This window comes from Corynebacterium sp. ES2715-CONJ3, from assembly GCF_024814365.1.
Lineage (GTDB): Bacteria > Actinomycetota > Actinomycetes > Mycobacteriales > Mycobacteriaceae > Corynebacterium.
Genome location: NZ_JANUXS010000004.1, coordinates 84,055 through 97,947 on the forward strand (window position 1 = coordinate 84,055; position 13,893 = coordinate 97,947).

At 52.4% G+C, this 13,893-nt stretch carries 18 protein-coding genes; 4 read left to right on the forward strand and 14 right to left on the reverse strand.

Annotated features, from left to right (window positions below; all coding sequences use genetic code 11):
• Nucleotides 1–3: 3 nt before the first annotated feature.
• The 11 genes from NXT00_RS05955 to dacB all read right to left on the reverse strand — a co-directional run bounded on the left by NXT00_RS05955 (nt 4) and on the right by dacB (nt 10,182).
• On the reverse strand, nt 4–591 hold the full coding sequence (locus NXT00_RS05955; RefSeq protein WP_259078820.1) for a hypothetical protein: 588 nt from the start codon (nt 589–591) through the stop codon (nt 4–6).
• Entirely contained in the window at nt 584–1,684 is a 1,101-nt protein-coding gene (locus NXT00_RS05960) for a DUF6779 domain-containing protein (protein WP_259078818.1), read from the reverse strand. The genes NXT00_RS05955 and NXT00_RS05960 overlap by 8 nt, the downstream gene beginning before the upstream one ends.
• Before the next feature lie 70 nt (nt 1,685–1,754).
• On the reverse strand, nt 1,755–2,219 hold the full coding sequence (locus NXT00_RS05965; protein ID WP_259078816.1) for a DUF3180 domain-containing protein: 465 nt from the start codon (nt 2,217–2,219) through the stop codon (nt 1,755–1,757).
• Between the two features lie 19 nt (nt 2,220–2,238).
• Nucleotides 2,239–2,760, reverse strand: coding sequence for a 2-amino-4-hydroxy-6-hydroxymethyldihydropteridine diphosphokinase (folK, locus tag NXT00_RS05970; protein ID WP_259158511.1), 522 nt, complete (start codon nt 2,758–2,760; stop codon nt 2,239–2,241).
• A 2-nt stretch (nt 2,761–2,762) separates the two neighbouring features.
• Nucleotides 2,763–3,128, reverse strand: coding sequence for a dihydroneopterin aldolase (gene folB, locus NXT00_RS05975; RefSeq protein ID WP_259078815.1), 366 nt, complete (start codon nt 3,126–3,128; stop codon nt 2,763–2,765).
• Nucleotides 3,129–3,131: 3 nt separating this feature from the next.
• The gene (gene folP, locus NXT00_RS05980) at nt 3,132–3,944 is read right to left on the reverse strand and encodes a dihydropteroate synthase (RefSeq protein WP_259078812.1); all 813 of its coding nucleotides are present in this window, start codon (nt 3,942–3,944) and stop codon (nt 3,132–3,134) included.
• Nucleotides 3,937–4,506, reverse strand: a complete 570-nt coding sequence (gene folE / locus NXT00_RS05985) for a GTP cyclohydrolase I FolE (RefSeq protein ID WP_259078809.1) — start codon at nt 4,504–4,506, stop codon at nt 3,937–3,939. The genes folP and folE overlap by 8 nt, the downstream gene beginning before the upstream one ends.
• Nucleotides 4,503–7,016: an ATP-dependent zinc metalloprotease FtsH gene (gene ftsH, locus NXT00_RS05990; RefSeq protein WP_259158413.1), complete on the reverse strand. Its 2,514-nt coding sequence runs from the start codon at nt 7,014–7,016 to the stop codon at nt 4,503–4,505. The genes folE and ftsH overlap by 4 nt, the downstream gene beginning before the upstream one ends.
• Before the next feature lie 319 nt (nt 7,017–7,335).
• Entirely contained in the window at nt 7,336–7,938 is a 603-nt protein-coding gene (hpt, locus tag NXT00_RS05995) for a hypoxanthine phosphoribosyltransferase (RefSeq protein ID WP_259078801.1), read from the reverse strand.
• An 82-nt stretch (nt 7,939–8,020) separates the two neighbouring features.
• Nucleotides 8,021–8,905: a tRNA lysidine(34) synthetase TilS gene (tilS, locus tag NXT00_RS06000; protein ID WP_259078796.1), complete on the reverse strand. Its 885-nt coding sequence runs from the start codon at nt 8,903–8,905 to the stop codon at nt 8,021–8,023.
• 8 nt (nt 8,906–8,913) lie between these two features.
• Nucleotides 8,914–10,182, reverse strand: a complete 1,269-nt coding sequence (gene dacB, locus NXT00_RS06005) for a D-alanyl-D-alanine carboxypeptidase/D-alanyl-D-alanine-endopeptidase (RefSeq protein WP_259158414.1) — start codon at nt 10,180–10,182, stop codon at nt 8,914–8,916.
• A gap of 157 nt (nt 10,183–10,339) precedes the next feature.
• On the opposite strand from dacB, the gene NXT00_RS06010 reads away from it, so the two are divergent.
• From NXT00_RS06010 to NXT00_RS06025, 4 genes are all read left to right on the forward strand, one after another.
• Nucleotides 10,340–10,813 (forward strand): inorganic diphosphatase, encoded by a 474-nt coding sequence (locus NXT00_RS06010; RefSeq protein ID WP_259078791.1) that lies wholly within the window; start codon nt 10,340–10,342, stop codon nt 10,811–10,813.
• Nucleotides 10,814–10,907: 94 nt separating this feature from the next.
• Nucleotides 10,908–11,198, forward strand: coding sequence for a rhodanese-like domain-containing protein (locus NXT00_RS06015; protein WP_259158415.1), 291 nt, complete (start codon nt 10,908–10,910; stop codon nt 11,196–11,198).
• A 417-nt stretch (nt 11,199–11,615) separates the two neighbouring features.
• Nucleotides 11,616–11,756, forward strand: a complete 141-nt coding sequence (locus NXT00_RS06020; RefSeq protein WP_259078789.1) for a hypothetical protein — start codon at nt 11,616–11,618, stop codon at nt 11,754–11,756.
• Between the two features lie 138 nt (nt 11,757–11,894).
• Nucleotides 11,895–12,374: a MarR family winged helix-turn-helix transcriptional regulator gene (locus NXT00_RS06025; protein WP_259078788.1), complete on the forward strand. Its 480-nt coding sequence runs from the start codon at nt 11,895–11,897 to the stop codon at nt 12,372–12,374.
• Here NXT00_RS06025 and ppk2 read toward each other — a convergent pair.
• The 3 genes from ppk2 to NXT00_RS06040 form a co-directional block, all read right to left on the reverse strand.
• Nucleotides 12,371–13,267: a polyphosphate kinase 2 gene (gene ppk2, locus NXT00_RS06030; RefSeq protein WP_259078784.1), complete on the reverse strand. Its 897-nt coding sequence runs from the start codon at nt 13,265–13,267 to the stop codon at nt 12,371–12,373. The two genes, NXT00_RS06025 and ppk2, sit on opposite strands and share 4 nt — an antisense overlap.
• Nucleotides 13,268–13,416: 149 nt before the next feature.
• A complete protein-coding gene (locus NXT00_RS06035; RefSeq protein ID WP_259078780.1) occupies nt 13,417–13,584 on the reverse strand; it encodes a hypothetical protein in 168 nt (55 codons plus the stop codon).
• A 60-nt stretch (nt 13,585–13,644) separates the two neighbouring features.
• Entirely contained in the window at nt 13,645–13,830 is a 186-nt protein-coding gene (locus tag NXT00_RS06040) for a PorH family porin (protein ID WP_259078778.1), read from the reverse strand.
• Nucleotides 13,831–13,893: the final 63 nt, after the last annotated feature.

Below are 13,893 nucleotides of genomic sequence, written 5' to 3' on the forward strand. Positions count from 1 at the left end.
CGGTTATCCTTCCGTTGATAGTGCTTCCACTGCCTGCCGATACAACTGTTGGTTGTGGGGGAAATGTCGAGCCAGAAAGTGCAGAAGACTATTCTCTTCGCCCGGTCCTTCTTGCAGGGTTACGCAGCGTTTAACTAAAGGCCATTGCTGAAAAGCAAGGGCCTCAGGCGCTGGATCGAGGGCTGATATGAGTGCTCGGTGAGCAATGAGCGCTCGAGTTTTCTCCCATTCTGCAGGTTTGATGAAGGTGTAATTTTGGTTGAGTTCAGTAAAGATGAGCTCCGCAATCGTAATCCCCACCTGACTCGTCGATGACAGAGCGAAGCCTCGAGCAAGAGGGAGTACTCCTAGTGAAATACCGGGGAATTGCCGGTAATCACTGGTATAGCTGTGGCTGAAAACAATAGTCCGATCAGAAAAGATACCTGGATAGCGCTTGGAAATATGTGCTACCTCATGATCAGGGCAGCCCACAAGATGTAGTTCTGCGAGCCGTGGATCGCTCGTTCTGGTGTGCTGGTGGTTCTCCAGAATGTCGCGCAAGGGCGATGTTCCCCACAGGTAGAAGCTAAGTCGAGGGCTCCTATTCACGTTCGCGTGCCTTTTTGAGTAATTCCTCGACACTGATACCACCGTCGATGGCTTCTCTACGGCGCCGGCCACCTGAATGGTGTGGCGCGATTTCGGGAGAGCGTTCCGTATTCGGGGTGGACTCTGGTTTCCGGCGGCGTCCGCCTGTTCGACCGGACGTGCTCGCCTGGTGATCCGCCTGGGCTCGCATATGCCGTGCGTAGTCAATCGGTGCCTCGGTGTCCTCCCGGATCAGCCACGGATAATCGGTGGGCCGAGATTCAGGCGCACTCGCTCCATGCTTATTGGTTGGCTGCGTTAAAGTCTCGTGGCTGAAAGTAATGGCAACCTCATCAGCTTCGCTGGAACTCTCTTTGATCGGTGGTGTGGATCGAAATGACCTCGTGATCGGTTCCGCTGGGGCGCTCGCTGCTGATTCTTCGTGGTTCTCTTGATCGCGAACGGGCTCAGGGCTCTGGACTGTCTCAGGTTCTTTATGAGGTTGCTCATCGAAGGGCTGGACTGCCTCGAATTCCTCAGTATGATCCCACGGAGTTCGAGAAAATGAGGTGGGATCGAAGCTGGGGCGGTATGAGGGTTCATAGTGGGGATCCTCATGCTTAGATTCCAGTTTTTCAGCTACTTCTTCTATTTCTTTAACTCGAACTGCCTCAGCTTGTAGCACATTGGTATTTGTGGAATAGATAGCGCCACTTAATTGCTCCAGTTGGCTCATGACGGCCTGCAGCTGAGAATTAATTTCACCCAAGGCGCTTTCCGCTTGGATATCCACTCGCTCGTTGATACGGCGTTCAAATTCCGCTTCGGAGCGCCGCTTCTCCGCTAGATAGCGTTTTTCATTGGCGAGCAGTTGCGCTCGATATAACCTCGTCTGACTGCCCATATCGCGTTGGTAGCGAAAGACGAGGAAGGCTCCGATGAGGGCGGCCCATAAAGCCAAGACCATGGCGACTTTGAGTGAGCTAATACTGGAGGTAACCAGCATGATGACGCTCGCAATCACCGCAAGTGATACCAAGATGACTAGCAAAACGGGGCTCAGATCCCGATTTTTATCCACTGGCCTGAGGGTATCTTTGTCTTCGGCTTTCATATATACGAACTTACCTCATATTTATCGATCTCGAATGTGCCCCTCAGGTTTTAGCGAAGCTGGAATACTCCTAGGCAGGCTCCCCTTCGGCAGGCGGCGGAGCCTGCAATCCGCGTTCCAACCACAGCGCGGCGAGCATGACACCACAACTGGTCACGACGCACGCGATGACGCGTGGACCATCATAGCTAGCAGCAACAAGAAGGTCCCACCGGGGAAGAATATAGGCAGCAAATCCTGCGTAAACCCCAAAGAAGAGTGCTCCCGCCCACGCGCAAGATTGTGCGAGCACGAGGAAACTCGCCGCGCGAGTGGGGTCTAATTGGCTGCGGTCGAATCCAATTTGATTCTGCCCGATACGCCGGCGTGAGATGAGTCCAAGTCCGAGCAGTAGACACGCTAACGCGCCCAGGGTAATAGCAACCGAACTAGGGATGGGAGGGAAATAGGTATAAAAGCGCGAAACCACAATATAGCTCGCACTAGCACTAAAACCTGCGAGCGCGATGAGATTGATCAGCGCAGTAGGTTTCATATATTAACTCTTCCGTTTTCTAGGAATGTATAGGCGATGAGGAGAGGCTCGTGCTGTGACCATCGATAGCCTCCACTGCTTCGATATCGCGGGCATCGAGACGTGATAGGAGCACCGCCAATGGAATCCCCTTTAGCTTGGCTTGCGGATCGGCCTCTAACCAAGGGACGAGGACAAAAGCGCGATCGTGGGCCCAAGGGTGGGGCAAAATGAGTTCGGGATCATCTTGCACAAGCTCAACACCGTTACTGAAAACCTGCACTATATCCACATCGAGAGTGCGCGGCCCCCAGCGTTTGGTGCGGACTCGCGCGGCATTATTTTCAAGCTGTTGAGCCCTGCGGAGGAGTTCCCGGGGGCTCGACTCCATTTCTACAATAATGACGGCGTTGAGGAATTCTTCCTGATCGATCACTCCCCATGGTGGGGTGGAATAAATCTGTGAAGATGCTATTGTTTCCGCCGCAAAATCCTCGATCACTGAGTGGATAAGATGATAGCGGTCGTCCATATTGGATCCGATAGAGAGTACGGCGCGAATCATCAGCGGCGACTCCGGCGAATGACAACAGCAATATCATCGAAGATATAGGCTACCGGGGCGCTGGGCTTGTGCACCGTGATCTCCACCGCGAACAACTGGGGATATGTGGCCATAAAATCATCGGCAAGAAACCCACCCACCTTTTCAATCAGGTTAAATCTCTTCGAGGTGATGACCTCATGGGCGCGCTGTGCTAACTCAGCGTAATTGATGGTATCGGCCACATCATCGCTTTTCGACGCCGCTTTAAGGTCCAACCAACACACGATATCGATGCTGAATTCCTGCCCAATGTCACGCTCGTGGGCTAAGACTCCATGATAACCATGGGCCTTCATACCCTTAATCTCAATACGATCAGCCATATACTATTGTGCTCCTGTCCATTGGGCAGCCACTTTTATGGCCGCTACCGTAGGGGCGATTGCATGAACTCGGAAACCCCAGGCACCTTGCGCTGCGGCAAGTGCTGATACCGCTGCCGTTGCTTGATCCAGATCGGTACCCAAAGCGGCGAGGAAACGCTTGCGGGAGGCGCCGATGAGAACCGGATAGCCCAGAGCTTGAAGCTCTCCGATATGGTGCAGCAAACTCCAATTATTCTCCGGTGTTTTGGCAAAGCCTAGGCCTGGATCAATGCAAATATTGTCCGCTCGAATACCTGCGGCCTGTGCTGCACGTACGCGCTCTCTCAGGGCGGAACTAACCTCAAGGGCGATATCCGAGCTATCACTATGGGCGGTGCCAGCGGCATCCCCAAAGCGCTCCGTTTTCCAGTGCATCAAACAGATGGGAACCCCTGCCTCGGCCACGATCTCAAACATATGAGAATCGGCGAGGCCTGCAGAGACGTCGTTGATCATATGTGCACCTGAAGCGATAGCTGCCTGGGCTATATCTGCGCGCATAGTATCAACCGAGATGGTAAAGTCACGGCGCGCTAATTCTTCGACGACAGGAATGACACGGTGATATTCTTCATCGGCAGACACTCTCGTAGCACCTGGTCTGGTGGACTCGCCTCCGATATCGACGATATCAGCACCGTGAGCACGCATATTTTCCGCGTGGGCAAGCGCGGACTCTATATCGAGGTAGTGACCGCCGTCGGAGAAACTATCCCGGGTGATATTGAGAATGCCCATCACTGCTGTAGGGAATTGCTGGAAAATATTAGCCATGGATAAGACTCAGCACCTCAGCTCGTGAAGCCGCGTTCTTCTTAAATCCACCCCGCACAGCCGATGTGGTAGTAGATGCACCCGGTTTTCTAATTCCTCGCATGGACATACAGAGATGCTCACATTCTAAGACCACAATGACCGATTGGGCTCCGAGTTTGTCCACCAGGGCATCGGCTACCTGGCTGGTGAGACGTTCTTGAACTTGCGGGCGCTTGGCGTAAAGATCCACTAATCGGGCCAGCTTCGATAGGCCAGTCACTTTGCCTGACTCCCCTGGAATATACCCTATATGGGCCCGTCCAAAGAAGGGAACGAGGTGATGTTCACAGGTGGAGTAGATAGGGATATCTTTGACTAAGACAATTTCCCGATGGTCCTCGCTGAAGGATTTTTCTAAAACTACTGTGGGATCCTCATACAGCCCCTGAAAAATCTCCTCATAGGCGCGCGCCACTCGTGCAGGTGTTTCTTTAAGTCCTTCGCGATCAGGGTCTTCCCCGACCGCAATAAGTAATTCTCTCACCGCCTTCTCCGCGCGTATACGGTCGAATGAACTCATGGGAGTGGTTCACCTTCATCACGGGTGGTATCCGGCTCTTTATAATGTCGTCCCGAGGTGCTTGGTTGCGCAATTTCAGTGGCCCGAGAAACCGGGTATTCCTCGTCTGGAGTTTCATCGTGGGCCTCATTATCGTCCCATGAATTCTCGGGGCGTTCTCGTTCCGGCAACCTAAAACCAATCTCTACTTCGGTCTTCTTTGCCTCTTCTAGGCCGTAATGATCCAAACCAGGGTGGCGTCCAATCTCGTTGTCGTCCGCTGTCAGTTGACCGCTTACCGATTCACCATTTTGGGCAGGCTGGTTCTCTCGATCCGGTGCAGCGGCTGCAGCATAAGGATTATGGGCAATATCGCCTGGGATGACCCAATCAGCTGGTGGAGGCGTCCCCCCATAACGTCGTGGCAGATGATTCTCATCCTGAGCTAGGTTGTTATCGCTATGGGGTGCTTTATCCCAGGGACGCACGGGGACGGAATTTCTCTCCGGGTTAAAACCTTCGGCTTTTCTCTTTGCGGCGCGCTCGGCCCGAGCCTTTTTTGAGGCATCCACGATACGGAAGGGTTTCGGAGGTTCTTCCCCGCGCTCGAGAGCTATCTCGGTGGGTGTTTTAACGGGTTCACGGCCTAGCTGACGGGGGAAGCGATCGTCTTCACCGGGGAAGACCTCCCCCACATCGCGCGGAGTGATGCCGCTGAAAAGAGCCTCAAGATCGGGGCGCCTGAGTGTTTCCTTTTCGAGCAATTTCTCCGCGAGCTTGTCCAAGTAGTCTCGGTACTCACGCAGAATTCCATAGGCTTCAGCGTGAGCCTTATCCATAAGATATTTCATCTCTTCATCGATCAGCGCTGCTGTTGCCGGTGAATATTCAAGGGATCCTTGGCCAGGGCGGCCGGAGAAGGGGTCGCCTTGTTCGTCTCCGTATTTCACTAGTCCCAGTTTCGGACTCATACCGTATTCCACCAACATCGATTTAGCGATTTTGGTAGCCATCTCTATATCAGCGGAGGCACCCGTCGTGGGTTCCCCAAAAACTAATTCTTCGGCTGCGCGACCGCCCATAGCAAAGACCAGACGGGCATAAAGTTCATCACGGTTGTACATGCCCTTGTCATCTTCTTGGGCGGTCATTGCATGTCCCCCGGTCTTGCCGCGGGCCAAAATTGTCACCTTATAGACGCGCTCGATATTCTTGAGCGCCCACGCGGCGAGCGTATGTCCACCCTCGTGGTAGGCAGTCACCTTCTTTTCCTTCTCGGAAATAATCTTCGAGGAGCGGCGAGGCCCCCCTATGACGCGGTCGGTCGCTTCTTCCAGCGCATCTGCAGTGATCACATTGCCGCCCACACGAGCGGTCAAAAGGGCTGCCTCGTTTAAGACATTGGCGAGATCAGCGCCTGACATTCCAGCGGTGCGACGAGCCAAGGCTTTGACATCGGCGTCATCTGCAAAAGGTTTTCCTTTGGCGTGAACGGCAAGGATCTGTTCGCGACCCTTGAGATCCGGATTAGTCACCGGAATCTGCCTATCAAAGCGGCCGGGGCGTAAAAGAGCGGGATCTAAGATATCGGGTCGGTTGGTTGCCGCCATAATAATGACACCTTCGCGGTCCCCGAAACCATCCATTTCTACGAGCAGTTGGTTGAGTGTTTGTTCTCGTTCATCGTGGCCCCCTCCCATGCCAGAACCACGCTGGCGGCCTACGGCGTCAATCTCATCGACAAAGATAATACAGGGGGAATTTTCCCGTGCTTGTTTGAACAGGTCCCGTACCCTTGAGGCACCAACACCCACGAACATCTCAACAAAATCGGAGCCTGAGATGGAGTAGAAGGGTACGCCAGCTTCGCCAGCGACAGCGCGCGCTAAGAGGGTTTTACCAGTGCCCGGTGGGCCGTAGAGCAAGACTCCGCGCGGAATCTTTGCGCCCACTTGCTCGTAGATCGAGGGGTCTTGCAGAAAATCCTTGATTTCTTGCAGTTCATCCACGGCTTCTTCGGCGCCTGCCACATCATCGAAGGTATTGGTTGGCATATCCTTAGTGAGCTCTTTGGCCTTAGAGTTGCCGATCCCAAATAAGCCCCCGCCGCCTTGCATCCGGCCCATCATCCAGATGATGAGGCCGAAGACGATCACCATCGGTAGGATATAGCCCAACATTTGCAGGAGAATGCTGTCTTGAGTGACATTGGTGGTGAATTTCTCAGCACCACTTTGATCCACCGCCTTAAAGATCTCGGGGCTGGTACGCGCAGGGTACTGCGTCAGGATCTTGGTAACGTCTTTTTTGCCCTCATATTCAATGGGCTCAACTAACTCGAGGCGTAGGCGCTGTTCGCGATCATCGATAGTGACCTCTTCGACATTCTTCTCAGTAAGCTGTGCCAATGCCACTGAGGTCTCCACTTTTTGGAAACCTTGGGTACTGGAGCCAAATAGGGTCAGAAGATACAGCATGATCAATGCCACTGCGGCGAGAGATCCAAAGCGGAGGAATTTCTTGGTGTTCATAGATGCATCGGTTGATCACTCAGCCATGAGCCAGGTGCTGTGAGCTGATGGGAAGTGGTGAAAAACCGATCCCTTTCTTGTGGTGTGCGGTCCTTAGAAAAAATTCTTGCTCGCTATCGTCTGGGAGATAGCAGATGCCCGTCTATCAATAGGTATAACGTTAAAAAGTAGCCTAATAGTTCCAGACACTTCACAGGCACCCGCGAGTACTCACAAGCACTTGAGTTAGCTGGAAGTGAGATCGCTCCCCTGAGCGAAATTCCCTTTGGTAACGTTTAACAGGCGTGGGTACCCAGTATGCCCTTTTGACAGGGAAGTTTTAGGACTGATCGCCACCGTTATCGGGGAATAGTCGAGGCTGCAAGGTGCCCACATAGGGTAGATCTCGATAGCGCTCAGCAAAATCGAGGCCGTATCCGATAACAAACTCATTGGGTATATCGAAGCCAACGTCGAAAAGCGAAATATCGACCTTCACAGCTTCGGGCTTGCGCAGCAGGGTGACTACTTCGAGGGATTTAGGCTTGCGATTATTCAGATTGCGCAGCAGCCATTTAAGGGTCAGCCCGGAGTCAATAATGTCCTCGACGATCACTACATCGCGACCTTCTATATTGCGGTCTAGATCTTTTAAGATGCGCACCACTCCGGAGGATGTGGTGGAATTTCCATAAGAGGACACCGCCATAAATTCACACTGAGCGGGAATTGAGAGCGCCCGAGCGAAGTCGGTAAGGAAAAAAACGGCACCTTTGAGCACGCAAATCAGGACGATATCTTGGTCACTATCTCGGTAGTGCTCTGAGACTTTATCGGCCATCTCTTGGATTCGAGTTTTCAGCTGTTCTTCGCTGATTAACACCGCTTCGACATCGGCACCATAGCGGTGAGCTGGGACGTTAAAGTCCTTGATCAGTTGCATAGACACTTTCCTACATTCTGCAAATAAAAGGCGATACTACCTTTACAAAGTGTGCCACGTTTAGCGTGAGTATTCCATTCTTTTATACGTGCTCGATAATCAGATCAGCGCCGCGCCGGCGAATCTGGATTGCACCGCACGCAACCGCCCCTTGACCATGCCAGCGCATGATGAGGGCGTTTATAGCCTCCACAGTTGTGGCATTGACGGTGCCTCCATATTCATAAACCAAGCCCCGAATGCTAGCGAGGCGCACTGGGGTAGCCAAATTTTGCAGCGTGGAAATATCTGTGGTCACAACCGCCTGCTGACGAATAAACTCGTGGTTCACAGCCACGTGGTGTGCAGCGTGAGCGAGATTGTCAATCACTCGATCGCCTGCAAGATCTTTAAATAGCGGCAGCAGCTGATAGCGCAACCGGGTACGTAATAATGTTGAGTCGTGGTTCATCGGGTCTTCCCAATACTCCAACCCCAGTTCGCGACAGGCCCCTTCGGTTTCTTCTCGACGCAGGCTTAGGAAGGGCCGGCGTACCTCTCCGTCAGGGAGCATTCCGGAGGCATGTCCACGAATCAGTGCCATCAGCAGAGTTTCGGCTTGGTCGTTGGCGGTGTGGGCCACCCAAATTTCGGTGCCGTATTCTCTTAGAGCCTGATAACGCGCGGCTCGGGCTTGGGCTTCAATATTTCCGGGTGCAACAACGACACGGCGCACCTCCGCGGGGATGCCCAGGGCTTCAGCTTGGGTGGCGGCGCGGGCAGCTTGAGTATCGGAATTGAGCTGCAGACCGTGATCGATGCAGATGGCTCTTGCTGCTACTCCCTCCGCTGCCGCCGCAGCTACTAGTGCCAGACTATCTGCACCACCCGATAATCCGATGACGGGCTTGAGATCTTTAAAGGGTCGCACCGCTTTGCGGCAGAGCAGAAAATGGGGACTCTTATCAGGCCAAAAGGGCGTAGACACAATCTGGGCTATCCTTGCGCCCGCAGATCGCTCAACAGCTCATCCATGGCGAGGCGTCCTTCTAATACGTCGATATCATTGCCAATAATGGCGAAAGAGTACACGGTATTTGATGCACCCTGAACGATCCCCGCCAGGGAGGCAACGTGATCGAGCGTACCTGTTTTAGCACGTACCCATCCCCGCCCAGCTAAATTCTCATAGCGCGTCGCGAGGGTGCCGGTTCCACCGGCGACGGGGAGGGTAGATAGTAGGGGCCGTAATTGTTCCAAATCCGTGGCGGCACGGAAGACGATATCCTCAAGCAGCGCACTCGGAATGCGGTTATCCACCGATAGCCCCGAATTGTCTACGAGCCTTATACCGTCCAGATTGAAATAAGGCGCGAGGACCTCTTGGGCCTTTTCCACTGGCCTTACAGGATCGATTTCTCGGGCAATGGCTTCAGCCATGACATTATCCGAATCCTCCATCATTCTCTCGAGACGTTGCTCTAGGGGCGCGGAATCGTGGCGGAAAATCTCCGGCAGAGTGTCGACGTTTGTTAGCGTGGTTAGGCCAAAGGTGTCCACCCCTACCCGGGCGGCCACTTCTTGGGCTACGTCGAGCGCAGGAGTGTGACTCCTCGGTACGTAGCCACTTTCTGCCCCTAATCGCCCTTCATTGATCATGACCGATTGGATGGGGGCTACAAATCCGCCATCAATATCCCTTGGATCCCAGCCTGGCATGAATTCTGGTGCTCTAAAGGCGGAATTATCCACCAAGATGGCCCGCACCTCAGGCAACTGTGAGGTAATCGCTTGGGCCATCTCATCCAAGTCTGCAGCCCTTAAACTAACATCACCCGCTCCTTTGATGACCGCGGTATGTTGGTCTTGGGCTACTACGGAGGTGCTGATTGTTTTCTCCGGTCCGAGTGCGATAAGAGCTGCCGCCGCGGTGAGCATCTTCGCGGTGGACGCAGGTTTGAGAGCCAAAGCAGCGTTTTTATCCACAACTACATCACCTGTTGCTGTATTACGCACCTTGAAACTGGCTGTACCCAAGCGAGGATCGTTGAGGAATCTATCGACAAGGCGCAGCTTCGCTGGGTCGTATGTGGAGTCACTTAGGGCTGAGATGGGGATAACTTTAGGGTTTTCTAAAGGATTGGCGTGCGTGGGGGCGTCATAGTAAAGCTTATTGCGCTCGTTGACGATGACTGCCGTACCAGCGGTTGCTCCCACTACCACGGTTGCTGTTATTGTTGCGATCCACCATTGTGCTTTTTTCATTTGTTCTCAAATATAGTCCACTGGCTGTGACATCGGGTAGATTTGTTGTGCTCACTGAACCGTCGCCTGCCACCCTGATGCTCAGGCGTGGGGTAGAATATCGGTCGTTGTCATATTCGTTGAGACTAAGGTCTTTACATAAGGAGTGGAGAACTCTATGAGCGTGGAAGTAACCATCGAGATTCCTAAGGGATCGCGTAATAAATACGAAGTCGACCACGAGACCGGCAAGGTCTACCTCGACCGCTACCTATTTACCCCTATGGCCTACCCACTAGATTATGGCTTTATTGACCACACGCTGGGCGAGGACGGCGATCCTCTTGACGCCCTAGTAATCCTCCCTGAGCCGGTATTCCCTGGCGTTATCGTTACTGCCCGCCCCGTAGGCGTATTTAAGATGACCGACGAAGCTGGTGGCGACGACAAGTTGCTGTGCGTAATCGATGATCCCCGCTGGGCCCACATTCAAGATATTGACGATGTGAGCACCTCGCTGAAGGATGAGATCGAGCACTTCTTTGTGCACTATAAGGATCTGGAGCCTAATAAAGACGTCACTGGTTCTGGTTGGGGCAATAAAGCTGAGGCCGAGAAAATCCATCACGAAGCTATCGAGCGCTTCAAATAATCTCACCTCATAAGGCTTGCACTAAGGGGCCTTATCTCTTCGACTCCGAAGGGATAGGGCCCCTCGTGCTTGGTAAAGGAGGTAGCATCAAATTATGCGTGAAATTACCGTGAGGGAAGTCCCTCAGAACTGCCAGCTTATCGACGTCCGCGAGGCCGATGAATTTGCGGAAGTCCGCGCCCGAGGCGCGGTGAATATTCCTATGTCTGCGATTAAGGAGCGATGTGAGGAGATCGATAAAACAAGTGAGGTTTATGTGATCTGCAAGGCCGGCGGACGGTCCGCTCGGGTGGGTGCATTCTTAGAAGCACAAGGATTCGATGTTATCAATATCGCTGGTGGCACAGACGCATGGCTTGCCGCCGGACTGGATATCGCATCTTAATCTTCGCTACAGTTACCTACTAGGACCTGAGCCCCGCGTGGCTCAGGTTTTTTGTTGGAAAAACAGACATTCGGACATATATCGGGCATATCAACGCCCAAGTCTCAACGCTGTTATGAAAATCACACTGGCCTATCCTTTGACTATTATCACACTAATCAAGTAGTCAGTAACCCATATTTCTTCATACTATTAGATACCAACAGGTGTTTTAGCTGAAAAATTATGCAAGGGTGGAATTTATTCCGTTCTTGTGCCCTAGCCGCACACGCTCAATGGCACCCCTTCCGATTAGTTTTGTTTTGCCCTTGCTTTCCCTCCACAGAAGGTGCACTATAGGTCTTAACGGCAGCAGAAAGGCTGCGGCCGGGAAAACAAAAACTACTCTTAATACTCGAAGGAATGAGTTAAAAAATCATGAGCAACGGCAACGGATTCCTCGCAAACTTGATATCCGGCCTTCCATTTGTATCCTCGCACTCTGATGACGAGGGTTCGGCTCCAAGCATTCACAATACGATGGCCACCTCTGCTGCCACCATGCAGCATATGTTCTAATTTAAAAAGTTAAGCCCCAGATAAAACATAGTTTTATCTGGGGCTTTTTTCGTCCACTGACCGGTCAATAGTATCCACATATAGTATTAGGCTAAAAAATAGCAACACTCCCAGCATGCTCACAGTATGATAGGTGTCATGCCCACATTCGAAATCCCCACCGCGCTGCTCGAGTCACCCTCGTTCCAGCTGGAACGACTGCGTCGACGCACTCGCGATATCATCGAAGCCGGCCTCGTGGACAAAGAAGTAAGCCTACGCGAGTTTTGGGTCCTTTCGTGTTTGATGAACACCAATGCCACCAGTCAGACCGCGCTGTGTGAGTTACTAGCAGTAGATGCTTCCGATATGGTTCGTCTCATCGATGCCCTGGAAAAGAAGAAGTGGGTCAAAAGAGAACGAGACGCAAAGGATCGCCGCCGCCAAATTGTTAGGGCGACGAAAAAAGGTCGTAAAGCCCAAGAAGAATTGGCCACCATTGTTAGTCAGGCCGAACACACCGCTTTGTATGAGTCCACACATAAGCAGTTAAAGCACTTGCGGCGCCTGGCCCACGCCATCATTGATGCTGAGCTCAGCGACGCACAGAGCACTCTGGATGAGAACAGTCTTCATTAGTCGCCAATGCGATCTCGCCCCCGCATAACGATCAGGGGGTCTGGTTCACCAACCACGTCATAATCCTTGTTGGTATATTCAAATTTGCTCAAGATATAACGCATGGCGTTTAAGCGAGCCCGCTTCTTGTCATTCGAGCGAATAGTAATCCATGGGGACTCATCGGTGTCGGTATACCTAAACTGCTCTTCCTTCGCTTGGGTATAGTCGTCCCAGCGATCTAAGGAAGCGAGATCCATAGGCGAGAGCTTCCATTGACGCACGGGGTCAACTTGGCGAATAGCGAAGCGCGTGCGCTGCTCTTTTTGTGATACGGAGAACCAAAACTTCGTTAGTGATATGCCAGAGCCGAGAATCATATTTTCCAGCATTGGAACTTCGCGCAGAAATTCTGCGTGCTGCGACTCGGTACAAAACCCCATGACGCGTTCTACTCCCGAGCGGTTGTACCACGAACGGTCAAAAAAGACGATCTCGCCGGCACTAGGAAAGTGCTCAATATACCGTTGGAAATACCAGGAGGTCGATTCCCTCGGGGATGGCTTCTCTAGGGCCACCGTGCGTGCACCACGGGGATTGAGATGCTCGTTAAAGCGCTTAATGGTTCCACCCTTGCCGGCGGCATCCCGCCCCTCAAAAAGAATGATATGGCGCTGACCCGTATCCTTGGTCCAGTTCTGCCATTTGAGGAGCTCAATCTGTAATTGGCGCTTTTCATGTTCGTATTCTTCGCGGGTAAGACGCTCGGAATAGGGATAACCTTGACGCCACGTATCAACGGGTGTTCCATCCGGTGCTAGGAGGACCGGATCATCCTCATCGGTATCGTCAACGATATAACCCTCGGTGGCAGCGAGGTCGATGACGGGCAGGTCATTATCGTTATCAGCCATATATAAAGCATACCCCGCACGCTCAAATATTGCCCATGATTACTAGCCTGATAATCGATAATATACGCATAAAAGAAGTCCGCATTCTCACGAATGCGGACTTCTTTTATTTAAAGATATTAGCTGCTCTATAAGTCAGCCCATTCAGCTTACTTGAGGAAGCTGAGCAGATCGCTAACGCGACCGAGGTGCTTAGCGAGAGCCAAGAAGATGTCGATGAGGCCACCGATGAGGCCTTCGTTGGAAAGGCCGGTCCACTGCGTGATGGCCTCGGTGAAACCTTCGTATGCCTTTACTGATGCTTCGCTCTTGTTCATTTAATTCTCCTGAAATTTTGAGAGGTGAAAGATTTATTTATGAGGCAGGATGCCTAGCTACTATTCAGCAGCAGCCTTGGTAGGAACCTCGAAGTAGCCCTTGGTCTCACCAGCGAGGCTCTCGATGTTGTAGAAGAAAGAACCGAGGCTCTTGAGGAAGCCTGGGAAATCCTTGAAGAGGTTACCGAGGGCTTCGACGAACTTCTTGAAGTTGTTGAACTGATCGACGATCATAGAAACATCCATGAAAATCTCCTTGTGTTGAAACTGACCGTGAGTCAGTTTGTGAAGCGGATATGTCGTACACCC